The sequence below is a fragment of the Kribbella kalugense genome (assembly GCF_004365875.1).
Lineage (GTDB): Bacteria > Actinomycetota > Actinomycetes > Propionibacteriales > Kribbellaceae > Kribbella > Kribbella kalugense.
Genome location: NZ_SODF01000001.1, coordinates 1035952 through 1059534 on the forward strand (window position 1 = coordinate 1035952; position 23583 = coordinate 1059534).

Annotated in this window: 24 protein-coding genes and 1 tRNA gene; 15 read left to right on the top strand and 10 right to left on the bottom strand. The window is 67.0% G+C overall.

Annotation, left to right across the window (positions count from 1 at the left end; all coding sequences use genetic code 11):
* Positions 1–373 precede the first annotated feature (373 nt).
* From EV650_RS04755 to EV650_RS04765, 3 genes are all read left to right on the top strand, one after another.
* Entirely contained in the window at positions 374–3763 is a 3390-nt protein-coding gene (locus tag EV650_RS04755; RefSeq protein ID WP_134115707.1) for an NACHT domain-containing protein, read from the top strand.
* 349 nt (positions 3764–4112) lie between these two features.
* On the top strand, positions 4113–5309 hold the full coding sequence (locus EV650_RS04760; protein ID WP_134115709.1) for a phage exclusion protein Lit family protein: 1197 nt from the start codon (positions 4113–4115) through the stop codon (positions 5307–5309).
* A gap of 122 nt (positions 5310–5431) precedes the next feature.
* Complete coding sequence (locus EV650_RS04765) at positions 5432–5686, top strand: hypothetical protein (protein ID WP_134115711.1); 255 nt, start codon at positions 5432–5434, stop codon at positions 5684–5686.
* On the opposite strand, the gene EV650_RS04770 is transcribed toward EV650_RS04765, so the two are convergent.
* A tRNA-Leu gene (locus EV650_RS04770) sits at positions 5668–5753 on the bottom strand. The genes EV650_RS04765 and EV650_RS04770 overlap by 19 nt on opposite strands.
* A 114-nt stretch (positions 5754–5867) precedes the next feature.
* On the opposite strand from EV650_RS04770, the gene EV650_RS04775 reads away from it, so the two are divergent.
* From EV650_RS04775 to EV650_RS04800, 6 genes are all read left to right on the top strand, one after another.
* Positions 5868–6356: a VOC family protein gene (locus tag EV650_RS04775; RefSeq protein WP_134115713.1), complete on the top strand. Its 489-nt coding sequence runs from the start codon at positions 5868–5870 to the stop codon at positions 6354–6356.
* Between the two features lie 147 nt (positions 6357–6503).
* Complete coding sequence (locus EV650_RS04780; RefSeq protein WP_134115715.1) at positions 6504–7178, top strand: hypothetical protein; 675 nt, start codon at positions 6504–6506, stop codon at positions 7176–7178.
* Positions 7178–7708, top strand: a complete 531-nt coding sequence (locus tag EV650_RS04785; protein WP_134115717.1) for a DUF6529 family protein — start codon at positions 7178–7180, stop codon at positions 7706–7708. Before EV650_RS04780 ends, EV650_RS04785 begins: the two co-directional genes overlap by 1 nt.
* Before the next feature lie 11 nt (positions 7709–7719).
* Complete coding sequence (locus tag EV650_RS04790; protein ID WP_238174017.1) at positions 7720–8118, top strand: Rieske (2Fe-2S) protein; 399 nt, start codon at positions 7720–7722, stop codon at positions 8116–8118.
* Positions 8119–8166: 48 nt separating this feature from the next.
* Positions 8167–9492, top strand: coding sequence for a M20/M25/M40 family metallo-hydrolase (locus EV650_RS04795; protein ID WP_134115721.1), 1326 nt, complete (start codon positions 8167–8169; stop codon positions 9490–9492).
* A 27-nt stretch (positions 9493–9519) separates the two neighbouring features.
* On the top strand, positions 9520–9825 hold the full coding sequence (locus tag EV650_RS04800; protein WP_134115723.1) for a chorismate mutase: 306 nt from the start codon (positions 9520–9522) through the stop codon (positions 9823–9825).
* Here the strand turns inward: EV650_RS04800 and EV650_RS04805 are convergent.
* The 3 genes from EV650_RS04805 to EV650_RS04815 are packed head-to-tail and all read right to left on the bottom strand — an operon-like array spanning position 9822 to position 13817.
* Positions 9822–12251: a glycosyl hydrolase gene (locus EV650_RS04805; protein ID WP_134115725.1), complete on the bottom strand. Its 2430-nt coding sequence runs from the start codon at positions 12249–12251 to the stop codon at positions 9822–9824. The two genes, EV650_RS04800 and EV650_RS04805, sit on opposite strands and share 4 nt — an antisense overlap.
* A gap of 48 nt (positions 12252–12299) precedes the next feature.
* Complete coding sequence (locus EV650_RS04810) at positions 12300–12914, bottom strand: lysoplasmalogenase family protein (protein WP_134115727.1); 615 nt, start codon at positions 12912–12914, stop codon at positions 12300–12302.
* A gap of 42 nt (positions 12915–12956) precedes the next feature.
* Positions 12957–13817 (bottom strand): LysR family transcriptional regulator, encoded by an 861-nt coding sequence (locus EV650_RS04815; protein WP_134115729.1) that lies wholly within the window; start codon positions 13815–13817, stop codon positions 12957–12959.
* A gap of 73 nt (positions 13818–13890) precedes the next feature.
* On the opposite strand from EV650_RS04815, the gene EV650_RS04820 reads away from it, so the two are divergent.
* Both EV650_RS04820 and EV650_RS04825 read left to right on the top strand, forming a co-directional pair.
* The gene (locus EV650_RS04820) at positions 13891–15105 is read left to right on the top strand and encodes an MFS transporter (protein WP_134115731.1); all 1215 of its coding nucleotides are present in this window, start codon (positions 13891–13893) and stop codon (positions 15103–15105) included.
* Complete coding sequence (locus tag EV650_RS04825; RefSeq protein WP_134115733.1) at positions 15065–15805, top strand: GNAT family N-acetyltransferase; 741 nt, start codon at positions 15065–15067, stop codon at positions 15803–15805. The genes EV650_RS04820 and EV650_RS04825 overlap by 41 nt, the downstream gene beginning before the upstream one ends.
* Here the strand turns inward: EV650_RS04825 and EV650_RS04830 are convergent.
* The 3 genes from EV650_RS04830 to EV650_RS04840 are packed head-to-tail and all read right to left on the bottom strand — an operon-like array spanning position 15802 to position 17862.
* A complete protein-coding gene (locus EV650_RS04830) occupies positions 15802–16620 on the bottom strand; it encodes an ABC transporter permease (RefSeq protein WP_134115735.1) in 819 nt (272 codons plus the stop codon). The genes EV650_RS04825 and EV650_RS04830 overlap by 4 nt on opposite strands.
* Positions 16580–17407, bottom strand: a complete 828-nt coding sequence (locus tag EV650_RS04835; protein ID WP_134115737.1) for an ABC transporter ATP-binding protein — start codon at positions 17405–17407, stop codon at positions 16580–16582. Before EV650_RS04835 ends, EV650_RS04830 begins: the two co-directional genes overlap by 41 nt.
* On the bottom strand, positions 17404–17862 hold the full coding sequence (locus tag EV650_RS04840; protein WP_238174018.1) for a MarR family winged helix-turn-helix transcriptional regulator: 459 nt from the start codon (positions 17860–17862) through the stop codon (positions 17404–17406). Before EV650_RS04840 ends, EV650_RS04835 begins: the two co-directional genes overlap by 4 nt.
* A 94-nt stretch (positions 17863–17956) precedes the next feature.
* Here EV650_RS04840 and EV650_RS04845 point away from each other — a divergent pair, with 94 nt between their 5' ends.
* Together EV650_RS04845 and EV650_RS04850 are read left to right on the top strand one after the other, a co-directional pair.
* A complete protein-coding gene (locus EV650_RS04845; protein WP_134115741.1) occupies positions 17957–18373 on the top strand; it encodes an ester cyclase in 417 nt (138 codons plus the stop codon).
* Between the two features lie 2 nt (positions 18374–18375).
* Positions 18376–19428, top strand: coding sequence for a GAF domain-containing protein (locus EV650_RS04850; protein WP_134115743.1), 1053 nt, complete (start codon positions 18376–18378; stop codon positions 19426–19428).
* On the opposite strand, the gene EV650_RS04855 is transcribed toward EV650_RS04850, so the two are convergent.
* Both EV650_RS04855 and EV650_RS04860 read right to left on the bottom strand, forming a co-directional pair.
* Complete coding sequence (locus EV650_RS04855) at positions 19412–19597, bottom strand: DUF5703 family protein (protein ID WP_134115745.1); 186 nt, start codon at positions 19595–19597, stop codon at positions 19412–19414. The two genes, EV650_RS04850 and EV650_RS04855, sit on opposite strands and share 17 nt — an antisense overlap.
* A gap of 32 nt (positions 19598–19629) precedes the next feature.
* Positions 19630–20571: an aldo/keto reductase gene (locus EV650_RS04860; protein ID WP_134115747.1), complete on the bottom strand. Its 942-nt coding sequence runs from the start codon at positions 20569–20571 to the stop codon at positions 19630–19632.
* Between the two features lie 51 nt (positions 20572–20622).
* Between EV650_RS04860 and EV650_RS04865 the strand changes: the two genes are divergently transcribed.
* Positions 20623–21675 carry an LLM class F420-dependent oxidoreductase gene (locus EV650_RS04865; RefSeq protein ID WP_134115749.1) on the top strand — a complete coding sequence of 351 codons (1053 nt, stop codon included), beginning with the start codon at positions 20623–20625 and terminating at the stop codon, positions 21673–21675.
* Positions 21675–22502 carry an undecaprenyl-diphosphate phosphatase gene (locus tag EV650_RS04870; protein WP_134115751.1) on the top strand — a complete coding sequence of 276 codons (828 nt, stop codon included), beginning with the start codon at positions 21675–21677 and terminating at the stop codon, positions 22500–22502. The genes EV650_RS04865 and EV650_RS04870 overlap by 1 nt, the downstream gene beginning before the upstream one ends.
* An 85-nt stretch (positions 22503–22587) precedes the next feature.
* Here EV650_RS04870 and corA read toward each other — a convergent pair whose 3' ends face one another.
* Positions 22588–23568 (bottom strand): magnesium/cobalt transporter CorA, encoded by a 981-nt coding sequence (corA, locus tag EV650_RS04875; RefSeq protein ID WP_134115753.1) that lies wholly within the window; start codon positions 23566–23568, stop codon positions 22588–22590.
* Between the last annotated feature and the right edge of the window lie 15 nt (positions 23569–23583).

A 23583-nucleotide genomic window follows, 5' to 3' on the forward strand; every position in this document is an offset into this window, starting at 1 on the left:
CGGAGTGCGCGGGTAGTAGTGCGCAAATCCGATAGTTCCGGCGACTCGACCCGTCCGTCGGGCCTGGAAGGGGTGCTGCTCATGGCCACGTGCCAATCTGTTCATTCGAAAGCTGCCGCCCGATGATGGACGGAGGCGGAGCGTCCACCCATGATGTAGGGCGGCGAGCCTGTTTCCAACCGAATTCCGCCTGGCGGGTGGGGCCGCCAGGCGGCGAGTTTGAGTCGCTGATCCCACGGCTGTGACCTAGCTTCACTCGACGGCAGGCACCCAGAACTACCCTGGCTCGCGGCAAGCTACCGGACCTAGGCACTGGTCGTCAGTCGACATATGGTTGCGCTACTGATCACTGAGCGTAGTCCTAGGAGCGGAGTTGCCGGAGAGCCGTTACAGGTACCTTTACGAGCGCTTAGGCGATCACAGCTTTCAGCTTTTGGTCAGTGCGTTGCTGACTGACCGCTTCACCGACTTCGTGCCGCTCCCGCTGCGCCAAGCCGACGGCGGCCGCGATGGCGTCACGCGTGGCTCGGACCGGGCTCTGGTGTACCAGGTGAAGTGGTCGGTGAACGGCAAGGAGAAGGACGCCGTGCGCTGGCTGGACGCAACTATTGAGCTCGAGGCTGAGAACCTGAGGCGCCTGGCTAGAGAGGGCGCCCAGCGCTATGTGCTGGTCACGAACATCCCGAGCACCGGCAAGGCGGGGAGCGGGACCTTCGATGCGTTGAACAAGCGGCTGGATGCGCATGCGAGGGCGTACGGCTTCGAGGAGATGTCCTGCCTGTGGCGCGAAGCTGTCGACGGGATGGTCGATAACGCCCCTAAAGAGCTGCTGTGGAAGTACGCGGACATGCTTGCGGGCTGGGAGCTGGTCCGGTACCTGATCGCGGAAGATGGCGCGGATCAGCATGACGCTGGCTTACGAAAGCTGATCCGCGCGGTTGCGTCGGTTCAGTGGGACGAGGACGAGCGGGTGAAGTTCAGCCAAGTCGACATCGACCGCGAGAAGGTAAGCGCCCTATTCGTCGACGTCGACGCCGACCTGCTCATCGCTCGGGACCCGCGCGAGCCGGAGAACTTGACGCGAAAGCCGCTCGGCGGGGCCGCAGCTCACTTGCTGTCCCATGCCGGAGGAGGCCACCCATTCACCCTGGTGCGCGGTGCGCCTGGCCAGGGCAAATCCACGCTGGCGCAGTTTCTCTGCCAGACGCATCGCAGCGCCTTCGTCGCCGCCGATCTACGGCCGGTCAACCTGCCGAAGGTGAAGCATCCGTTGTTTCCGCTCCGCGTCGAACTGAGCGACTACGGCCGGTGGCTAACAGGCTTGGACGTATGGGACGCCGAGTCTGACGTACAGAAGAAGGCCAAGAGGCGCCCTCAAGCAGAGGCGACGATCGAATGCTTCATCGCGGACCTGATGTCGAATGCGTGCGGCGGAACGCGCGTGACCGCCAACGAGGTTCAGGACCTGTTCGGGCTTGTGCCGAGTCTCGTGGTGCTCGACGGCCTGGACGAGGTGGGCCGACCGGCGATGCGCGCCCGGATCGTCACCGAGATTGAGCGCTTCGCGCGCCGCAACCGAACCTATGACATCCCGCCTCAGGTCATTGTGACCACGCGGCCGAGCGCCAACCAGTTGGCCGAGCCGACGCCGGATCTGTTCAGCGTCGTTGTCCTGAGTCCGTTCACCCCGTCCCAGCGGGAGGACTACCTGCGCAAGTGGAGTGCCGTAAGGGGGATCCGCGGCGCCGACGGCCGCTCTCTGCGTTCCACATTTCGGGCCAAGATCGCCGAACCGTACCTCGACGAGCTTGCCAGCAACCCCATGCAACTCGCGATCCTGCTGGACCTGCTTCACAAACATGGCGAGGCAATCCCTACTCAGCGGACCGCACTGTACGACTCCTACGTCGACTTGCTGCTTGCTCGCGAAGCCAACAAGCATCCCGAGTCTGTCCGCAAGCATCAGGCCCAGCTGCGCGAGATCATCCCGTTCCTGGGCTGGCACCTGCACGCTCACGCCGAGGCCGACAGCGTCAACGCGCGAATGAAGATCGCCGACCTCAAGGCAACAATCAAGCACTTCCAAGAGACCTACGGCAATCCAGGGTCAATCGTAGATGAGCTGTTCGAGGCGGCCAGTGATCGTCTGTGGACGCTGACGAGCAAGATCGAGGGCACCTACGAGTTTGAAGTGTTATCGCTGCGCGAGTACTTTGCGGCCAGATTCCTCTACCGCTACGCAGGCGAGGAAACCAAGAGGTTCGATCGAGTCAAGGTCTTTCGCGAACTCCTCCGCAGACCCTATTGGCTCAACACCACACGCTTCTACGGCGGAAACGCCGAGGCTGGCGATCTGAGCGTCCTGGCCGATGGAATCGCCGCCGAGATCGCGGACAACCCAGGCGGATATGCTGTCATCGCCGGATGGACACTGCTCACCGACGGGGTCTTCACCAGCCGCCCCCGGTGGGGTCGGGATGTCGTGTTCAACCTGTGCGACGAGGAACAGCTCTCGACGCTCGCTAATGCGTGGTCACGACGCGAGATCTACTCTCTTCCAAGGCTGCCCGAGCCGGTAGGTGGAGGCCCGGATCCTACGTGGGCTAGGTACACGAGCGCGATTGCCGCGGACCCGGGCGATGACCGCAACTACACCCGCGTATGGCTCTTGCGGGATCTTCTCAGCCAGCGCCGCGAGTTCGCGGCATGGTGGTGCGAACGCATCCGGGACGCCGCCAGTGACCCGGAAGCGGTCGATCACTGGCTAAAGATGGCAGCGGACTGCGAAGGGGCGGCCGGCCAGAGCATCGATCTCAACGCCATTGACCTGTTGCGGCCCTTGGTAGCGCAGCGGGTCCTAAACACGGGTCTGACCCCACCGCCCGGCAGCAGCTTCGAGGCCGACCTCATCGCAGCCGTGCTGGAAGGACATTGCCCCAATGTCCAGTCAACGCGCTCCTTGCCGGCACAGATCGCAGTGGCCTTCGAGGCGGAATCGTACTTCGCCGAGTCCGAGGCAGGGTTCAACGACAACGCGAACAGGCGGCGCCGCCGTCAGGATGCTTTGAGGCACCTTCGGCGCAACCGCCCGGAGCTGGCAAAAGCTGCCGAGCTTCGGCGATTCCGCGTTGGCGAGAAGGGGAGTACTTTCCCCTGGACCAACACAGCGACAGCGCTTTTCGACAGCGTCGGACCATGCTGGCTGGCATCGCAAATCGCCATCTTGGGCGCGGCCTCGCCATTCAGGCTCGCGTCGAAACTCGGGCCGGACGGCACCCCATTCGGAGGCACCGGCCACCCGGCGACACTCGCGAACCAATCCCGGGTCAACGCAGCATCCGGTGAGTGGTGGCGCTTGGAACTCGCCCAGTTGACTGAAGTCGGAAAGAAATCCGCGATTGCAGGTGAGCGTGCTCATGCCGAGTGGGCACTCGCTCTATGGTGCGTGGCAGACCCGAATGTGGTCCTCGACCTCTTCGAAGACTGGGAAAAGGTGATGCTCGAACTCCCCGAGCCACATCGCCGGCCAGTCGTCGATGCCGCGCAGCGATGCAGTCTCCACGGTTGGGTCGCTGCCCTGCCGTCGGCGCCAGCATCTGAGGACAGCACGATCGCAGCGCTCATCGACAGTCGCCAATTGACATGGCATGCCGGCCCCATCGGCTCCGGCAAGAGTCGACGTCCGGTACAGCAGAGGCCCCTGATCGAGGTGGCTCGGGACCGTCGATGGTTCAAGGTCGATGAAACTGGGGCCTACCGCTAGCGGCTGTCATGACCAAAGGTCACCGGTGGCTGCACCACGAATGCCCAGTGCGGCGAGTGGGCCGGGCTGCAACGATCGAGCCGGCTGGATCAAGCGCGGCCGCTCGGCGACCGGCTTGCGGTCGCGAGCCCGCCATCATCTCGGCCGTGTGAGTTGATGACGACCTGGGATCAGGATCTCGATGGGTCGTCGCCCTCGGCATCCTGTCCGCATCGACGGCCGAGGGCCTATCGGATCGCGATACGACCAACCGTGGGAGCGGCCACAGGCCCTCGCCGGCGTACTAGGATTCACTCTGCTGGGGGCGCTGTGATTGTCAGGATCGGTAGAGGCTCGGATAGGGGACGCGATGTCTTGGACGCTCAAGAAGTCGCGCGACCTCTTCTACGCCGAGACCGGTCAGCCACGGGGCCAAGCATTCTGGATCGACGAAGCTGTCTCGATGAGCGGCGCCGGAGTCGAACCGAACGCCATCGAGTCGGCGATCGCATGGAACGCGGTCGGGGCGGCGAGTAGAGCCAACTGCCCCCTGTTGCACGATGTGATGGTCGAGCTGTCGTCGATTGTTGATCCGCGCTGGAAAGCCCGCGTCGACAATATCTACGCGGGCCGGACAGTGGACGGCGACAACACGGCCTTCTCGCGAGGCGGGGTGAAGGGCGGCATGGTTGCCATCTCCATTCACTACAGTCAGTCGCTCATCGCCTACGCCGGGGCCTGGGGTCAGTTCCTGTACGCCGTCGACAGCCGTACACAGTTCCCTGCCGAGGACTGGGCGTGTCTCATGAAGAACATGCGTGACGATCTGGCCCAGCTGATGAGCGACTTCCAGGATCGAGGTCTGGCAGTGCTGTCGAAGAGCTGGCCAGTCTTGTTCCGCGACGCTCGGCAACGCGATGCAGTGGGTGAGATTGTCGCGAGTGCCGAACGCTGGATAGTTGCGCATGAGGTGGCACACCACATTCTGCGGCACGCCTCCAGCAAGATTGACGAGGATGCCGCGCGTGAAGTGCGGTCCTTTATGGCGGCTCCCGCCATGAGAGTCGAGCTCGTAGGCCTCTCCCGAGACCAGGTCCAGGAGATCGAAGCAGATCTGTTGGCGTTCGAGTTGGTCGCTGGCCGGTTCGCCAAAGACACCAATGCGCTGATAATCATGCAAGGAGTTGTCGGGGCGCTTCTGGCCACAATCGCCGTCGGGCACCTCGATGGTGGCTGGGCGACATCACCCGACAGCGAACACCCCGGAGCGTTCACCCGGATAGCAGTACTTGCCAAGTGGATCACACTCGAGCATGGGGACAGCCCACTCGCTGAGCTGCCGGGTGCCAATCCGGGCATGACCTTTCAGCGACTCACCGCGATCCTTCTGACGTATGCCCTCTGGGCTTCAGGCGAGGAGGACGTCCATCCCTACGTCGGCTCCGCCGACGACCAGGCAGCCGTCGACGATGGTGAGCCTGTGTGGATCCAGGACTATCTGTTCTTCGCGCTTCAGCTGGGAATGCTCGAGGCAGACGACGAGACCCCGCTGATCCGTCAGCCGTAAACCCCCACCTCACCTTCCATACCGCCCGCGCGCCCACTCAGCGCCCACGGGCAGCGATGTGACACGCCGCACAATCACGATCACATGCAGGCGGCTCCCCAGGCAGAGATGGCCACAGTGGCGTGTTTCTGGTGTGTGCCAAATACGAAGAAGCCCAGGACACCTTGGTGACCTGGGCTTTTGTGCGCCGCCAGGGACTCGACGAGTTGGGGGATGTGGGGCGGGCGCTCAACGCGGCGGAACCTGCGGAGCTGAGTGAGTTGTATGAGGGTTTGAAATTGTCCCTGACATACAACTACGCCGACCGGATGGTCGGCGTAGAGATCGATCCGCAGGCGGATCGTGTGGTTAAGTCTCGTGTCCGAGGGGGGACTTGAACCCCCACGCCCCGTAAAGGGCACTAGCACCTCAAGCTAGCGCGTCTGCCTATTCCGCCACCCGGACGAGTGGTCTGACCGCCGCAGCGGTGCTGACCGGAGAACAGTAGCAAACTCCAGGGGTGGAATTCACATCGGGCGGACGGGGGTGTCTGATGGGGTTGAGAGAGGGGTGGTGGCGATGACGGAGATCGATCTCAGCGCGGTGGAGGCCGAGCGGGAGCGGTTGCGGACGGCGTACCTGAAGGCGGGTACGGCGTCGTCGGCGCGTGGGCTGCATCACACTGCGTTACTGTGCGCGGACGTCGAGCGGACGGTGAAGTTCTACCAGGAGGTCCTCGGGTTCCCGTTGACCGAGATGGTCGGGAACCGGGACTACGAGGGCTCGACGCACTTCTTCTTCGACATCGGGAACGGGAACCTGCTCGCGTTCTTCGACTTCCCGGGTCTCGATCTCGGTCCGTACGCCGAAGTGCTGGGCGGATTGCACCACATGGCGATCTCGGTCGAGCCGGCGCAGTGGGAGCGGTTGAAGCACAACCTGGACGAGGCCGGCGTCGAGTACCTGGAAGAGAGCGGTACGTCGATCTACTTCCGCGATCCGGATGGCGCCCGGATCGAGCTGATCTCGGACCCGCTGGGGGAGATGTACGGCCTGAAGGTGCTCTAAAGGCCCGTCCAGAGGCGGTGGGCGTTCAAGTCCCCCCTCGGACAGGTTGAGCCGTTGACCGGGCACGGCGTCGGCGGGATCCTCGTCTCGGGGTGAGCGGCGTGAGACGAGGTCTCGCGCGGGGTTGAGTCTCGGGGTGGGGCGGCGATGGGGCAGCGAAGTCCGTTGGTGACGTTGGCGGCGACGGCTGTCGGCCTGCTCGGGTTCATGGTGGTCAACAGCACCCAGACCGGGACGTCGAGCAGTTCGACCGCGACGCCGACAAGCACGGTCACCCCAACGACCTCCGGATCGGCGACTCCATCGACGCCACCGGAGACACCGACGACGAGTACGACGGCGCCGCCCAAACCACCCACCGTCGCGCCGCCCGCCGTCTACGCAGGCCGCACTAATGACCACGTGGCCTCGCTGGCGATCGCGACCAAGGGCGATCGAGCCGCGGCGTACGTCTGCGACGGCCGCCGCCTGGAAGCCTGGCTGACCGGCACCTACCGCAACGGCCGCCTCGCACTCAGCTCCAAGACCGGCGAACGCCTGACCGCCACCATCACGAACACCGCAGCAACCGGCACCTTCACCCTCAGTGGTCGCACGCTCCGCTTCGCGATCGCCAAAGCCGGCCCACCCGCCGGCCTATACCGTGCGCGGAACTCGACCAGCACCATCGGCTGGATCGTCCTGCCCGACGGCAAGCAGGTCGGAGTCGACAACGACGGCACACCTGCCCCGGCCCCACCGCTCGATCCCGCGACCCGCAAAGCGACCGTGAACGGCGCCCCTGTGACAGCCCAAGCAGTCGTCGGAGATGAGACGTTCTGATGAGCACCGCACAGGTTCAGAAGGCGACGAGCGTCGCAGTACCGCTGTCGGTCGGCGCCCTGGTCGCGGTAGCGCTCGGCGTCTACGGCCGCCTCCACGATCCGACCGGTGTCGCGATCAACCTCGCGGGCTTCTCCAGCTTCCTGGCGGTCAAGACGTGGCTGGCCACCCTCGCCGCCGTACTCGGTCTGGTCCAACTGGCGAGCGCGGTCGCGCTCTACCGAGGCCACCCGAAAGTCGCGCCGCTGCACCGTTGGTCCGGCCGCGCCGCCGTCGCGGCGACGCTCCCCGTGGTCGCGCACTGTCTTTATGCACTCGGCTTCCAGTACGACGAACCGCGCATACTGATCCACTCGCTGCTCGGCTGCTTCTTCTACGGCGCGTTCGTCGCGAAGATGCTCACCCTGACCCGGACCGACGCCCCCAAATGGCTCCTGCCCGTCGTCGGCGGAGCCCTGTTCACCGCGCTGATCGGCCTGTGGCTGACCTCGGCGCTGTGGTTCTTCACCACGTTCGGCGTGATCCGATGAAGGGCGCACCCATGGAACAACCTGGTCGCCGCGTAGTGCTTGCCGTCGTACTCGGAGCGACCGCGGCCGGCTGCTCGCAGTACGGCGAACCCAAGAACAAGCCATCGCAAACCGCGCCGGCGAACGCCGTCCTCGGCACGACCGACGAGATCCCGGTCGGCGAGGGCAAGATCTTCGACCAGAGCCAGGTCGTCGTCACGCAACCGGTGAAGGGGACGTTCAAGGCGTTCAGCTCGACCTGCACTCATCAGGGCTGCCAGGTCACGACCGTTGCCAACGGCACCATCGACTGCCCCTGTCACGGCAGCAAGTACTCGGTGAAGGACGGTTCGGTCGTGGCCGGACCGGCCCCGCGACCACTGCCGCCGAAACAGATCACCGTGTCCGGAGACTCGATAACGCTGAGCTGACCGAGACCTCGGGATGCCTTGACGGATCCGGTGAGAGAGGATGTCGGCATGACGACCTCCAGCGACCGTCCGTCGTACACCCCCGATGCCGAGGTGGTGGAGCTCTGCAGTGAGCTGATCCAGATCGACACCACGAACTACGGCAACGGCAAGAGCAACGGGGAGCGGGTGGCCGCGGAGTATGTCGCGGCGAAGCTGGACGAGGTCGGGATCGAGTCGACGATCTACGAGTCGGAGCCGGGTCGCGCGACGCTGGTCGCCCATTGGGACGGCGAGGACCAGAATGCGGACCCGCTGCTCGTGCACGGCCACCTGGACGTCGTACCGGCGGATCCGAAGGACTGGAAGGTCGATCCGTTCGCCGGCGAGATCTTCGACGGGTGCGTCTGGGGTCGCGGCGCGGTCGACATGAAGGACTTCGACGCGATGGTGCTGTCGGTGGTCCGGGCTCGGCAGCGGGCGGGTGCGAAGCCGCGACGGCCCGTCCGCCTGGTGTTCACCGCCGACGAAGAGGCCGGTGGCGTGTACGGCGCTCAGTGGCTGATCAACAACCACCCGGACACCGTCGCCGACTGCACCGAGGGGATCGGCGAGGTCGGCGGGTTCTCGATCACGGTCAAGGACGACCTGCGGTTGTACCTGATCGAGACGGCTGAGAAGGGCATGAACTGGATGCGGCTCAAGGCCCGCGGTACGGCGGGTCACGGGTCGATGGTCAACACCGACAACGCGGTCACCAACCTGGTCGAGGCGGTCACCCGGATCGGTGGACACGAGTGGCCGCTGCGGGTGACGCCGACGGTCCGCGAGTTCCTCAAGACGCTCGAGGACGTGCTCGAGGTCGAGCTCGATCCCGACGACATGACCGCGACGCTGGCGAAGCTGGGCAGCTTCAGCCGGATGTTCGGCGCGACCATCCGGAACACGAGCAACCCGACGATGCTGAACGCCGGTTACAAGGTGAACGTGATCCCGGGCGACGCCGAGGCGCACATCGACGGGCGGTTCCTGCCCGGGTACGAGGACGAGTTCTTCGCGACCATCGACGAGCTGCTCGGCGACAAGGTGCAGCGGGAGACCGTCGTACAGGACATCGCGTTGGAGACCGAGTTCAGCGGTGGACTGGTCGAGGCGATGAAGGCGTGTCTGGCCGCTGAGGACCCGCAGAGCCGGACCGCGCCGCTGCTGATGTCGGGCGGTACGGACGCCAAGTCGTGGAGCCGGCTCGGGGTGCGCTGCTTCGGGTTCGTGCCGCTGCAGCTGCCGCCGGACCTGGACTTCATGGGCATGTTCCACGGCATCGACGAGCGGGTCCCGACCTCGGCCCTCGAATTCGGCTCGCGCGTGCTGGACCGCTTCCTCGATGAGGCCTAACGGCCGGTGGCCTGAGAGGCTAGGGGCGTGATCGCAGAGAACGCCACCGAGGAGCTCACGCGGCTCCGCAGCAGCATCGACAACATCGACGCCGCGCTGATCCACCTGCTGGCCGAGCGCTTCAAGTGCACCCAGCAGGTCGGTGCCCTCAAGGCCCGGACAGGGATGCCGCCGGCCGACAAGTCCCGCGAACAGGCTCAGGTGGCCCGGCTCCGTGCGCTCGCCGCCGACGCCGGCCTCGACCCGGTCTTCGCCGAGAAGTTCCTCGCCTTCGTCATTGCCGAGGTCATCCACCATCACGAGCGCCTCGCCGAGGCGCGCGCCGCGGACTAGCCGGTTCTCTTCGACGACCGGACGATCTTCGGTACGGCGAGCAGCCCGGAGTTGAGGTAGTCGGTCGCGTGCTCGATGTGCTGCAGATCGAAGCGCCGGCCGAAGCGGGCGGTGACTTCATCAGCGGCGTCTATTAAGTGCTGGTAGACGGAGAGCGCGTTCGCGGCCGTGTTGTGTACGTCGATGCGCAGGGCGTTGATGCCTGGTCGCGCCGCGTCGGTGAGGTCGACCTGGTACGGCGGCGCCCAGAACGAACCGCAGTGGGTGTCGTTGAGCCAGACCTCGGCGGCGACTCCGACCGGTGGGGTGAGCATCGCGCGATAGGAGTTCGGCGGTAGGTAGGGCTCGCTGTCGGGCGGGACGAGCTCGCCGGGGCCGAAGTCGAGCAGCAGGCGGTCGGTGGTGTCAGGGAGCTCGAGCTCGGTTCGGTAAGTCGCGGTTCCCGAGTACGTCGCCAGCTCCGGGTCGTCCTCCCAGCGATGGGGGAGCGTGATCGGGCGACTCTCGTTGTCAAAGGCAACGGTCCACGGGCCTGGAACTGGTTCGGCGAGTTGCGCGGGTGAGGCGGTCGGGGTGGAGCTGGTGGTTGGGACCAGGACGGCCGACTCGTAGGGGTGCAGAGTGATGACGTTGGCGGCGGTGATCTCCGCGCTCCAACGTTCCATCGGTTCGTCGAAGGTGAGTTCGCGCGGCTCGGGGCCGGTGTTGGCGACGAAGTAGAAGTCGCCGTCGTCGAGGCGGCGGTGGACCACGCCGACATCCTGCTGCGGAGTGATCGGCGCGGAGGGGAGCTGGTCCGCAAGCGCGTCGACGTCGGTGACGACCGTGCCGCCCGACGTGCGGACTGCCTCGAGCCAGTGCTGGGTCTCGAGCGGCAGGGTCGTCCCATCGGGTACGACGATCAGCGGGACGTCGGCCGGATCCACCACGGTGATCGCGTCGTCGTCGATCAGGTCGTAGTCGAGGCCGGCCTCCCGGATCGTGCGGGGCACGCTCTCCGGAATCAGGCGGCGCACTACGCGGTACAGGTTGCCCGGCTCGGGTCCGACGGGGTCGGCGTACGCGTCGGAGGCGGGAATGTAGATCTTGATCGGGCGTACCGGCGTACCTTGCTGGAGGAGCCAGGACAGTCGGTGCAGTGAGGCGAACAGATCGGTTGCTGTCGGCCACCATGGGTTGCGGTCGTCGAGGGCGCCGGCCGCGTAGAAGATCCAGCCGAGACCGGGGCCGTTCGACGGTGAGTACGGCCAGCCGTGGCCGATCAGCTGGTTGACGCCCGAGAGGAAATGCTCGTGCGCTTCGCCCTGGAGGTCCAGCGGCGTCGCTCGGAACGAGGGCGAATGGACCCAGGTCCAGACCTCGGCGGACACGACCGAGCGGCCGTAGGTGTTGGCGGCCGAGGATGCCCAGCGGGTCTCGGGGATGCGCGTCCAGCCCCAACCCTCGCCCTCGAAGTTGTCCGCGAAACGGTAGCTGCTCATCGTGGCCGGCGGCTCGCCGTAGCTCTGGATCCGGAACGGCACCCCGTGCCCGGATGCCCAGTGTTGGAACACCTTCAGGAAGTTGTCCTCGTACAGCTCCGACAGCGTCCGCCCGAAGTCGATCCGCAGCTGCTTCGAATCACCCGTGTCCACGAGCAGCTCGTACAGCCGCGACCGCAGTTCATAACCCCGGCGCTTCGCGAACTCGTCGAAGATCGCCGGCGTCCAGTCCCCGCCGTACACCTCGAGGCTGTCGCAGAACACCGACCCGAGCCGCTCAGCGCCAGCAGCCAGCAGCAACGGCTCCGCAACCCGCCGGATGTGCTCCTCCGCCGCAGCCGCCGAGTAGTGATCAAGCGTCAGCCCCTCGGCACCCACGGCCGCCCGCTTCACGTTCTGACCGGTCACGCGGGACGTCGCGATCAACACCTCGCGCGGCTGACCGCCGGCCGGCACGTGGATGATCCCATCGCGCACCGGCACCTCGACGTACGACGACGGCGCCGACCCGTCACCGACGAACGCCGCGACGAACTCATCTCCCGGCCATGCTGCCACCACAGGTACGTCGTACGCCGCGGCGCCGATCTCGCGGCGATCCCAGTGCAACTGCCGCGCGGCCAACTCGGGTCCGATGTGCGGACCGCCGTACGACCACCCGCTGCCCAGCGTCACGTCGAACCGCAGCCCGAGCGACCGGGCCGTCCGAGCCGCATGCCCTACCAGCTCAAGAAACTCGGGTGATCCAAAGCGCGTCGTCACCGGCCCCATCGGATAGACGAACGAAACCTCGACGCCACCCAGTCCCGCCGCCGCCATCGCCCGTAGCTCCCGATCAAGCTCGTCCCGCTCGATCGACGGACCGAACCACCACCACCGCATCATCGGCCGCCCCTCGGGCGGCGGGTTCCGGAACTGTCGTCGTACGTCGTCGACGGTCGCCATGACCTCCACCCCACAGGGGAGGCGATCAGCGGTCAACGAGGATGACCACTACCGGTCAGATTTGGTCACGCCTGACGTCAGCAGGTACTGACCGACGGCGTACGTCGACATGGTGAGCGCCCCGCGTCCCGGAAAGTCCCGACCGGACATCCGCAGCGCGATCAACGCGTCCGAGATCAGGAACAACGCGCCGCCCACACCACTGCGTGAGTTGTGCCACCGGGACACGACTGCAGTTGCTGTGAGCAACAAGGCGTAGACCGCGACCGGCACGCGCTGGTTGCCGAGGCCCGGAGCCAGCACGGCGATCAACGCCGCCCACAACGCTGCGTACGCCGCGAGCACTCGCCAGGATCGCTGCGCCGGGTTGGCGAGGAACACCGCCAGATAGCAGGCATGAGCCGCCGCGAACGCCGCCATACCGGCCAGTTGCAGATCGGTCTCGAGTAACAGATCGCCGGCGGCTGACGCCAACAGGACTGCCTGGAGGAGCGGCGGCGCGTCCTGCGTTCGCGACCACTGCCACAGCAGCGGCATCAACGTCACCTTGCTGGCCTGCTTGAGGATCTTGACGTCAAACGCAACGGCGGCGACCTGTACGACGGTCGCACCCCAGAACCCCGCCAGCACCCGGCGTCCCCGCACCAACTGCCCCAGCTTCATGCCGCCGAGTCTGCCGCACCCCAGGCCCCGACTCACCGCTGTTCACGACAAGTTCAACGTGGCGCGAAGTTGGGGGAGGTAGGTGATGAGGGGTTTGGGTGGGGTGGGGGTGGTGACGACGGAGAGGGTGAGGCGGTAGCGGAAGGGGGCGGGGGTGAGGTGTTCGCCGGGGCGGAGTTCGGTGGCGAGGGCGCTGCGGGGAACGAGGGCGAGGTGGGCGCTGCGGCGGGCCATGGCGACGGTTGTGCTGAGCGTGACGCCGCGGCGGGGGATGGCGCCGAGGGCGGCCAGGCGGGTGTGGATGTCTTCGGCGCCGCGATCGTACGTCGAGAAGGCGATCGGACGGTCCTTCAACGGCTGGCGGCCGCGGCCCGGTGGGCGGGCGCCGGGTGGGACGAAGAGGACGAGCTCGTCGCGGCCGACGCGGCGCGAGACGGTGCCGCGGGGGAGCGTCATCTGCTCGGCGATCGCGATGAAGGCCGCGTCCATGGTCCCCTCGGCGACGTGCTCGACCAGGAAGTCGCCGTGATCGACCTGCTGCTCGATCTCGAGGTCGGCCAGGTCGGCGTCCAGGATCGGGAACAGGATCGGCGCGATGCTCGAGAACGCGCCGATGACGAGTCGTCGACCGGCGGCGGCCGCGCGGGTGGCGTCGTACACCTCCTCGAGGTGGCTGAGGATGTGTTCGGCGCGGCGGCTGAGCTCGGCGCCGGCCGGGGTTGGGCGGGCGCCGCGGGTGTCGCGTTCGAAGAGCTTGGTGCCGCAGAGGCGTTCGAGCCGGGCCAGGCGTTGGGACGCCGAGGGCTGGGAGATGCGGAGCTCGCGGGCGGCGGTGCCGACGGCGCCGGTACGCGTGATGGCCTGGACCAAACGCAGGTCCTCGACCGCTGGTAATGAGGCCATAGGTTCAGCCTATGGCAAGCAGTCAAGGTTGGGCGCCTACCTGGGGAGCGGTGAAAGACCAAGAATCAAAGGTGTGAGAGCGAGATTCGAGGCCTTGGCGTTACTGGCGGGGAGCGGTACTGCGGACTTCGCGATGCGGATCACCCAGGTTGCGTTGCCGTTGGTGATCCTGCGCGAGACCGGCTCGGTCGCGGCGACCGGTTTGGTCGGCGGCGCGGCCGGAGTCCCGATGCTGTTGTCGCCGTGGTGGGCGCGGAAGGCTCGGCAGTGGGTGGACTCGGGGCCGCGGCTGGCGTTGGTCGCAATGGTGACGGCGATCGCATTGGCGTCGGTGCCGGCGGCGGCCGGACTCGGATTGCTGACACCGGAGTTGTTGGTGCTGAGCGGTCTGATGCTGGGCTGCGGCACTGCGTTGTCGGACCCGGGCCGATCCGCCTTGCTGGCCGACACGGGGGATCGGTGGGGCGTAGATCGCGCGGTCCTGCTGCTCACCTGGCAGGACGGCCTCCGCCGTGTCGGCATGCTGATCGGACCGACGGTTGGTGCACTGGCGGTGTCGGCCGGGTTCACGAACCGGATGCTGTGGATAGAAGCGGTGGCTGTCGTCGGCGCCGGGCTGCTCGCCTGCACAGTGCCCGCTCGGCGTACGACCGGCGCGCCTGACGGAGGGGAGCTGCCGTCGATCCGGGCCAGCCTCAAGGAGCGTCCGGAGGTGTTGTACGGCTGGCTGATCCGGGGGACCGGGTGCGTGACCTGGTTCGCGTTCACGCTCGGGTTGTCGGTCCTGGGAGAGCAGCGCGGCCGGCCGGGTGTGTACTTGGCCGCCGGCATGACCGGGTACGGCGTGGGCTCGCTGATCGGCACCCTGATCTCGCTGGCGGTGGTACGCCGCATCCCGCCGGTGGCCTGTGCCGCGGTGGCCTGGTCCTGGAGCGGACTGTGCTGGATCGCGATGGGCTTGTGGTCGACGCCGGCGGTGGTCGCGATCGCGGGAGCGTTCTCCGGTGTGACCGTGGTGGTCGGGATCGCGGCCATCTCGATCATCATCACGAGGTCATCGGCCGGAGCAGAGCGGCGTACGTTGCTGAGCGGGCAGGCGGTGGTTGTCAGTGCGAGCAGTTCGGCGGGACTGCTGGTCGGTGGGCCGATCATCGCGGCGGTCGGCGCGGGGGCGACGCTGGTCGGAGCCGGGTTGATCACAGCATTAATCGCTGGACTCGTGTTGCTGCGGTGTCAGACTGCGGGACATGGCACCGATCGTGATCAGTACGTTGGCCGAGCGGCCTGAGTACCTGGAGCGGCTGTACGAGTTCGCCGACACCTGGCCGAAGTTCATGTTCAACGACCCGATCGGGAACGCGTTCATGGGCCAGGTGGCGGGGCGTTTTCCGGACCAGTGCGTGGTCGCGACGGAGGACGGCGAACCGGTCGCGCACGGCCGGAGCATCCCGTTCGTGTTCCCGGACGAGAACCGCACCGAGCTGCCGTCCGGCGGCTGGGATCGCGTTCTGCACTGGGGGTTCTCGGACTCACGCAACGGTCGCGAGCCGAACGTGTCGAGTGCACTGGAGATCCTGATCCGGCCGTCGCATCAGGGCCGTGGTCTGTCCCACACGATGCTCGAGGCGATGCGCCAGGCCGTGAAGGCCAAGGGCCACAGCACCCTCTACGCGCCGGTGCGCCCGAACGGCAAGACTGATCCCGACCAGCCGATGACCGAGTACGTCGAGCAGCTCAGGCCGGACGGTCTGCCGGTCGACCCGTGGCTGCGCGTCCACGTCAAGGCCGGCGCCGAGATCGTCCAGGTCGCCCCACGGTCGATGGTCATCGCGGGCACCCTCGACGAATGGCGCGAGTGGACCGGCCTGCCCTTCGATACGACCGGCGACGTCGTCGTACCGAAGGCCCTCGTTCCGGTCCACTGCGACGTACGGCACAACTACGCCGTCTACGTCGAACCCAATGTCTGGGTCCGCCACGACCTCTAGCGCGCGAGGCGGCTCAACAGGGCGGAGGCGGCGCAGATGCCCGCGATCGCCGCGACGATCAGGACCGAGAAGTCGAGCAGGTAGTTGGTCGGTTGGCCGATCAGGAGACCGCGGAGAGCGCTGACTTCGTAGGTCAGCGGATTGGCGTGGCTCAGCACCTTCAACCAGCCCGGCATGATCGCGATCGGATACAGCGCGCTCGACGCGAAGAACAGCGGCATCGTGATCGCCTGCCCGATCCCCATCAGCCTGTCACGCCGCAGTACCAGCCCGGCGATCGTCATCGACAGACACGAGAAGAACGCTGCGCCCAGTACGACGACCACGAGCACCGCGAGGATCTTCAGCGGGTTCCAGGTCAGATTCACGCCGAGCAGCGCGGCGACGATGATGACGACGATCGCCTGCGAGATGGTACGGACGCCGGCCGCGAACGCCTTACCCGCAACGAGAGCCGAGCGCGGGCTGGGCGTGACGAGGAGCTTGGTCAGGATGCCCGCGTCGCGTTCCCAGATGATCTGGATGCCGTAGAAGATCGCGACGAACAGCGCGGACTGGGCGATGATGCCCGGCGCGAGGTAGTCGAGGTACGGGACGTTGCCGGTCGGGATCGCCCGGATCCGGCTGAACGTCTGGCCGAAGATCACCAGCCACAGGATCGGCTGGATCGCCCGCGTGACCAGCTCGGTCCGGTCGTGCCGCAGCTTCTGCAGCTCGACCAGGCAGAACGTGCCGATCCGCGAGAAGTACCGCAGCGCGGCACGCGGCCGGCTCTCAACCCATGCGCTGGGCGGTGCGACGGGTGCCACGGACATCGCGCAGTCCTCCCTTCTCAGCAGCGGCGAGACTTTCGCCGGTGAAGTGCCGGAACACGTCCTCGAGGCTGGCGTCGGGTCCCAGCTCCGTCTTCAGCTCGGCCGGCGAGCCAAGAGCCCGCAGCTGACCCAGATGCATCAGCGCAACTCGATCGCAGAGGATGTCGGCCTCCTCCATGTAGTGCGTGGTCAGCAGCACAGTCATCCCGTACCGCTCCTGCATGTCCTGCACCCGCGCCCACACCGAATCCCGCGCGACCGGATCCAGCCCGACCGTCGGCTCGTCGAGCACGAGCAGCGCGGGCCGATTGACGAGAGCCTGCGCCAGTTCGAGGCGGCGGACCATGCCACCGGAGTACGTCGACGCGAGCCGGTCGGCCGCATCGGTCAGGTCGACGATCTCGAGCACCTCAGCGACTCGCTCGGCCCGTTCACGGCGCGGTACGTCGAACAAACGCGCGAACCAGGACACGTTCTCTCGACCGGAGAGCGCGCCCTCGATCGACAGCTGCTGCGGTACGTACCCGAGCATCCGTCGTACCGCCATCGCTTGGGTATGCACGTCCAGACCGAAGACCCGGACCGTGCCCGACTGCGGTGGATAGAGCGTGTTCAGGACTCGGAGCGTGGTGGTCTTGCCGGCGCCGTTCGGGCCGAGCAGACCGAAGCACTCGCCAGGGGCGACCGTCAGGTCGAGGCTGTCGACCGCGAGATGGTCGCCGAACCGGTGACTCAGGCCGCTGATCTCCACGGCCGGCGCTGGCTGTGACGCAGGTTCCGCACTCATACGCGCTCCTTGAGATCGGATGGGGTGAGTCGTTCGGCGAGTACGCCGAGAACCGGAAGAGCGGCTCGCAACGCGTCACGGTCGTCGGGCCCGAGACCGTCCAGGGCGTCGCTGACGAGGGCTGCGCGGCGGTCGCGCCAGGCCTCGACCTGCTCGCGGGCCGGCTCGGTCAGGGTCAGGCGGGCGACCCGGCGGTCGGACTCGTCCGGGGTGCGCAGCAGCAGGCCGCGCTCGGTGAGTTGGCCGACCAGGGTCGAGACGGTGTTCGCGACCAGGCCGAGCTCGGCGGCGGCCTCGGCGACCGAGATCCCTGGGTTGCGGCGGACGAGGCGGACCAGCTCCGCCTGGGAGGCGGTGAGCGCGGACAACGCTGACGGACGGCCGGCGGATCGCCGCAGACGTCGGCGTACCAATCCGATCGCGGCGAGCAGTTCTTCGGCCAGAGCATCGGTCACCTCTGCAAGATACCTCTGTCGCAGAGATATTTCACCGGCAGAACCCCAACTAATCGGGGTACTGCGCGGAGTCGCGTCCGCAGACGATCGAGCCATGAGCACAACAGAGAGCAACAAAGCCGTCGTCAAGGACTTCATCGACGGGCTGTTCACCAAGGGGGATCTCGGCGCTGTGGACACGTACCTGGCCGAGGACTTCATCAACCACGACCCGCCGTTCGGGGTCACGCCGGATCGCGAGGGGATGCGCGCCGCCGGAAGCATGATGCGGGCCGCGTTCCCGGACTGGCACAGCGAGCTGCACGAGCTGATCGCGGAGGGCGACCTCGTCGCGGAGCGGTTCACCGCCGGCGGGACCCAGCGCGGCGAGGTGATGGGCGTGCCGCCGACCGGAGCCGTTGTGAACCTGCCCGGGATCAACATCTGGAGGCTTCGCGACGGTCTGATCGTGGAGCGCTGGGGCTTGCTCGACGACCTCGGCTTCCTGCGGCAACTCGGCGTAGCATCCTGATCATGGGGGTGGGGGATCACCTCGAAGTGCTGATCCGGCGCTGTTACGCGGGGCTGGACGCCGATCAGTTGCGGTCCGAGGTGCTCGCCCGGCTCCGGGGTGTGCTGACGGTCGACGCGGCCTTCTTCGCGACGGTCGATCCGGCGACGGTGCTGTTCACCTCGGCGATGGCCGACGAGCCGCTCGGTGCGGTCACCGAGCAGTTCCTCGCGAACGAGTTCGGGCAGGCCGACGTGAACAAGTTCGCCGTACTGGCCGGCGGCCGGGATCCGGTCCGGTCGCTCGGCCAGGCGACGAAGGGCGAGTGGACGAACAGCCCGCGGTACGCCGAGGTGATGCGGCCGCTAGGTCTCGGTGACGAGCTCCGGGCCGCGCTGATGGCGAACGGCCGCTGCTGGGGCGTCCTCTGCCTCCACCGTGAGAACGCCGAAGCCGGTTTCGCGGACCACGAGGTCCAGCTGGTACGACGACTCGCACCGCACCTCGGTGAGGGACTGCGCCTCGGGCTTCGGGGGAGCGCGGTCGGGGCCGCGGGAGCCGGGCAGGTGTCTGCGATGGACGCTGATGGAGTGCCTCGGATCGGTCCGGGGGTGGTGGTGCTCGACCGGCTGCTGCGGAGGCATTCGGTGACTGCTGAGGCGGAGCACTGGATGTCCGAGCTGGGAGCCGAGGAAGAGCTGCCGGTGGCGGTGCGGGCGGTGGCCGCTCGGATGCGGATGGGCGGGGTGACCGCGCGGGTGAAGGTCAGGGCGCGCGGCGGAGAGTGGCTCGAGCTCCAGGCGTCGCGGCTCGGCGATGACGGGCAGACCGTCGTGGTGATCGAGCCGGCGACACCGGCCCAGCTGGGCTCGCTGTTGCTCGACCTGCACGGCCTTACGCCGGCTCAGCAGCGGGTGACCGAGTTGTTGTTGCGTGGGTACTCCACCCGGCAGATCGTCGAGCGGTTGTGTCTGTCGCCGCACACCGTGCAGGAACATGTACGGGCGTCGTTCGACAAGGTCGGCGTCGGCAGCCGACGGGAGCTCGTGAGTGCGTTGCTCAGAGGGTCCGCATGACCCGGATGATCCGGCGGCGGAGCCAGACGCGGCGGGTGCCGTCCGGGTAGCGACGGAGGCGGGCCAGCTCCCAACCGCCGTACTCCGCACGTTCGGTGAGCAGCTTGCGCACCGCGCCGCGCGACTCCGTCCTGGGCACCTCGAACTGCTGCAACTCGTATTCGGCCATCCGCACCTCCGCCTACGTGAACAACATTTTCCTCAAGAAACATCCTCCAGCGCCGCCGCGATCGCGGGCGGCAGGGTGAGTTCCTCTACTCCGAGCACCGACTTCAATTGCAACGCAGTCCGGGCTCCGACGATCGCCGACGACACGCCGGGGCGATCCCGTACCCAGGTCAGCGCCACCTCGAGCGGGGTCCAGCCGAGCCCGTCGGCGGCGCGTGCGACCGCTTCAACGATGCCCGATGCCCGCCCGTCGAGATAGGGGTCGACGAATCTGGACAGATGCTGAGACGCCGCCCGCGAGTCCGCCGGGATGCCGGTCCGGTACTTGCCGGTCAACACACCGCGGCCGAGCGGGGACCACGCCAGGATCCCGATCCCGAGCCCTGCGGCAGCGCGGAGCGCGTCCACCTCGGCGTCCCGGGCGAGCAGTGAGTACTCCACCTGGTTGGAGACCGGGATCGCCCGACCCGGCCAGGCCTGCTGCCAGGTGACGGCTCGGGCTGATTTCCAGCCGGCGTAGTTCGAAATGCCGACGTACCGGACTTTGCCGGAGTTGACCGCGTGGTCGAGCGCGGAGAGCGTCTCCTCCAGCGGCACGTCGTCGGACCAGGTGTGCAGCTGCCAGAGGTCGATGTAGTCGACGTTCATCCGGCGCAGCGAGCCCTCCAGGTCGCGGAGCAGGGCGCCGCGAGAGGTGTCGGTGATCCGCTCACCGCGGCGGACGCTGAAGCCGGCCTTGGTCGCGATCACCAGGTCGTCCCGGTCGACCACGTCGCCGAGCAGCGACCCGATCAGCTGCTCGCTGTCACCATCGCCGTACGCCGCAGCGGTGTCGATCAGGGTGCCACCGGCGGAGACGAACGCCGCCAGCTGCTCGCGCGCCTCGTGCTCGTCGGTGTCCCGCCCCCACGACATCGTGCCCAGGCCGAGCCGGCTCACCGCCAGTCCACTGTGACCGAGATAGCGCTGCTGCATGAGCCGAGCCTATTGCGGCCCACCGACAAGGGCTCGCTAGGCTCGCCAGTCATGCGACTCGGACTCAACATCGGCTTCGTGTTTGGCGGCGACGATCACCTGGACCACCTGAGGCTGGTGAAGGAGGCCGAGGCACTCGGTTTCTCGGTCACCTGGGCCGCGGAGGCGTACGGCTCGGACGCCGCCACAGTGCTCAGCTGGATCGCCGCCCAGACCACCAGCATCGACGTCGGCGCGGCCGTCTTCCAGATTCCCGCCCGTACGCCGGCCATGACCGCGATGACCGCGGCCACCCTGGACCGGCTGTCGAACGGCCGGTTCCGGCTCGGCCTCGGCCTGTCCGGGCCGCAGGTTTCGGAGGGCTGGCACGGCGTCCGGTTCTCTCAGCCTCTGCTCAGGACCCGTGAGTACGTTGACATCGTGAACGCGGCCCTCCGGCGCGAGACAGTCGCGTACGAAGGGAAGTACTTCACCCTGCCGCTGCCCGACGGACCGGGCAAGGCGCTGAAACTGACCGTGCGGCCGATCCGCGACCACGTGCCGGTGTACCTGGCCGCGATCGGTCCGAAGAACCTCGAGCTGGCCGGCGAGATCGCCGACGGCTGGCTCGGGATCCTGAACGATCCTGCCTATCTTGGAGAGCAGTTGACGCACATCAAGGCGGGCCGCTCGGTTCGTGACCTGGACCTCGACGGCTTCGACGTCGTCGTGAACACCCCGCTGATGACCGGTGACGACCTGCAGGCCGCGGCCGACCCGATCCGTGGGTACGCCGCCTTGTACATCGGCGGCATGGGCAGCCGGGAGAAGAACTTCTACAACGCACTCGCGGTCCGGATGGGGTACGTCGCGGAGGCCAAGCAGATCCAGGACCTGTACCTGGAGAAGAAGCACCGCGAGGCGATGGCCGCCGTACCGTTCGGTTTCCTGGACTCGATCTCGCTGCTCGGGTCGAAGGAGCGGATGGCTGACAAGTTCACGGCGTACGCCGAGGCTGGGGCGACGACCGTCTCGCTGACCCCGTTCGCGTCGACCGTCGAGCAGCGGATCGCCGACCTGCGGACCGCCGCCGAGGCGCTGGAGCTGTCCGGAGTCGGCAACTGATGACGATCTGGGACTCCATCATCCTCGGCATCGTCGAGGGCCTGACCGAATTCCTGCCGGTCTCCAGCACCGGGCACCTGACGATCGTGTCGAAGATGCTCGGCCTGAAGATCGACGACCCGTCGATCACCGGTTTCACCGCGGTGATCCAGGTCGGCGCGATCGCCGCGGTCGTCCTGTACTTCTGGAAGGACATCGCCCGGATCGCGGTCGCCTGGGTGCGCGGTCTGGCGAAGCCCGAGCACCGGGGCGAGTTCGACCACCGGATGGGCTGGTACGTGATCGTCGGCTCGGTCCCGATCGTGATCGTCGGCTTCCTGGCCCGGGACCTGATCTCAGGCCCGCTGCGCAGCCTGTGGTGGGTGGCCGCGGCCCTGATCGGCTGGTCGGTCGTGATGGTCGCCGCCGAACGCCTCGGCACGAAGGAACGCCCGCTGACCCGCATCACCTTCATGGACGCGCTCGTCATGGGCCTGGTCCAGTGCCTGGCCCTGATCCCCGGCATCTCCCGCTCAGGCGCAACGATCTCCGCAGGCCTCTTCCGCGGCCTGGACCGAGTAGCGGCCACGAGGATCTCGTTCCTGCTCGGCATTCCGGCGTTGGTCGGCGCAGGCGTCTACGAGTTGAAGGACGCCCTCCACGGCACCGTCGGCGCCGTACCCCTGTTGGTCGGCACGGTCGTCAGCTTCGTCGTCGCTTATGCGTCGATCGCCTGGCTACTCCGCTTCGTCGCCAAACACACCATCGAAGTCTTCGCCTTCTACCGCGTGCTGCTCGGAATCGTCCTGGTCATCCTGCTCGCCACGAGCACGATCACGGCAACCTGAGGCGGGATATCCGTTCGTGTTGCCCCTTCTCTGCTCGTGTGAGGGTGGAGAAGGTGCAACACCAGAGGAGAACCCTCGGCCGTGGCTACAGCCAGCCGACCTTGCGGAAGAAGCGGTACATGGTGGTGCAGACGGTGGCCATCAGGAGGAGTACGGCGTAGTAGCCGAAGTGCCAGCGGAGTTCGGGCATGTTGTCGAAGTTCATGCCGTAGATGCCGGCCAGCATGGTGGGAACCGCGGCGATCGCCACCCAGGCTGAGATTTTCCGCATGTCGTCGTTTTGCTGGACGGAGACGCGGGCGAGGTGCGCGTTCAACGCGGACTGGAGCAGGATGTCGATCGACTCGGTCTGCTCGGAGACTCGGCTCAGGTGATCGGACACGTCGCGGAAGAACGGGCTCGCTTTCGGACCCAGCCCGGCAACTCCGTGGGCGAACTGCTCCATCGGTTCGCGCAGCGGGTCGATCGCCCGGCGCATCTCGAGTACCTCGCGCTTCAGCCGGTAGATCCGCTCCGCGTCGCTGGTCCGTTCCGGTGAGAACACCGAGCTCTCGATCTCGTCGACGTCGATCTCGACCTGCTCGGCGACGCTCTCGTAGTCGTCCACGATCGCGTCGCAGATCGCCCACAGCACCGCGGCCGGCCCGTGGCCGAGCATCGAGGCGCGCTCCTCGAGTTGGTGCCGGGTGGTCGCGAGCTCACCACCTTTCCCGTGGCGGACGGTCACGACGTACCGCTGGCCGATGAACACCGTCACCTGACCGGTCTCGACGGCGTCACCCTCGTCGACGTACCAGAGGGTCCGCAGTACGACGAGGATCGTGTCGCCGAACCGCTCGACCTTCGGCCGCTGGTGGATCTGCAGGGCGTCCTCGACCGCGAGATCGTGCAGGTTGAACAGGTGCTGGACCCGCTCCATCTCGGCGTGCGACGGCTCGTGCAGCCCGATCCACCCGAACGATTCCCGGTCGTCGTCGATGGCCCGGGCAACGGTCTCGGGGTCCTTGGGCAGGTCCTGCCGTTCCCCCTCGGCGTACACCCCGCAGTCCACGATCACGCCACCCATCATGGCACCATGACT

Bases quoted from the DNA above. Each gene is read 5' to 3' on its own strand.
- EV650_RS04760 (WP_134115709.1), top strand. From the start codon at position 4,113: ATGTCTTGGACGCTCAAGAAGTCGCGCGACCTCTTCTACGCCGAGACC.
- EV650_RS04775 (WP_134115713.1), top strand. From the start codon at position 5,868: ATGACGGAGATCGATCTCAGCGCGGTGGAGGCCGAGCGGGAGCGGTTG.
- EV650_RS04780 (WP_134115715.1), top strand. From the start codon at position 6,504: ATGGGGCAGCGAAGTCCGTTGGTGACGTTGGCGGCGACGGCTGTCGGC.
- EV650_RS04785 (WP_134115717.1), top strand. From the start codon at position 7,178: ATGAGCACCGCACAGGTTCAGAAGGCGACGAGCGTCGCAGTACCGCTG.
- EV650_RS04790 (WP_238174017.1), top strand. From the start codon at position 7,720: ATGGAACAACCTGGTCGCCGCGTAGTGCTTGCCGTCGTACTCGGAGCG.
- EV650_RS04795 (WP_134115721.1), top strand. From the start codon at position 8,167: ATGACGACCTCCAGCGACCGTCCGTCGTACACCCCCGATGCCGAGGTG.
- EV650_RS04805 (WP_134115725.1), bottom strand. From the start codon at position 12,251: ATGGCGACCGTCGACGACGTACGACGACAGTTCCGGAACCCGCCGCCC.
- EV650_RS04810 (WP_134115727.1), bottom strand. From the start codon at position 12,914: ATGAAGCTGGGGCAGTTGGTGCGGGGACGCCGGGTGCTGGCGGGGTTC.
- EV650_RS04815 (WP_134115729.1), bottom strand. From the start codon at position 13,817: ATGGCCTCATTACCAGCGGTCGAGGACCTGCGTTTGGTCCAGGCCATC.
- EV650_RS04825 (WP_134115733.1), top strand. From the start codon at position 15,065: ATGGCACCGATCGTGATCAGTACGTTGGCCGAGCGGCCTGAGTACCTG.
- EV650_RS04830 (WP_134115735.1), bottom strand. From the start codon at position 16,620: ATGTCCGTGGCACCCGTCGCACCGCCCAGCGCATGGGTTGAGAGCCGG.
- EV650_RS04835 (WP_134115737.1), bottom strand. From the start codon at position 17,407: ATGAGTGCGGAACCTGCGTCACAGCCAGCGCCGGCCGTGGAGATCAGC.
- EV650_RS04845 (WP_134115741.1), top strand. From the start codon at position 17,957: ATGAGCACAACAGAGAGCAACAAAGCCGTCGTCAAGGACTTCATCGAC.
- EV650_RS04850 (WP_134115743.1), top strand. From the start codon at position 18,376: ATGGGGGTGGGGGATCACCTCGAAGTGCTGATCCGGCGCTGTTACGCG.
- EV650_RS04855 (WP_134115745.1), bottom strand. From the start codon at position 19,597: ATGGCCGAATACGAGTTGCAGCAGTTCGAGGTGCCCAGGACGGAGTCG.
- EV650_RS04860 (WP_134115747.1), bottom strand. From the start codon at position 20,571: ATGCAGCAGCGCTATCTCGGTCACAGTGGACTGGCGGTGAGCCGGCTC.
- EV650_RS04865 (WP_134115749.1), top strand. From the start codon at position 20,623: ATGCGACTCGGACTCAACATCGGCTTCGTGTTTGGCGGCGACGATCAC.
- EV650_RS04870 (WP_134115751.1), top strand. From the start codon at position 21,675: ATGACGATCTGGGACTCCATCATCCTCGGCATCGTCGAGGGCCTGACC.
- corA (WP_134115753.1), bottom strand. From the start codon at position 23,568: ATGGGTGGCGTGATCGTGGACTGCGGGGTGTACGCCGAGGGGGAACGG.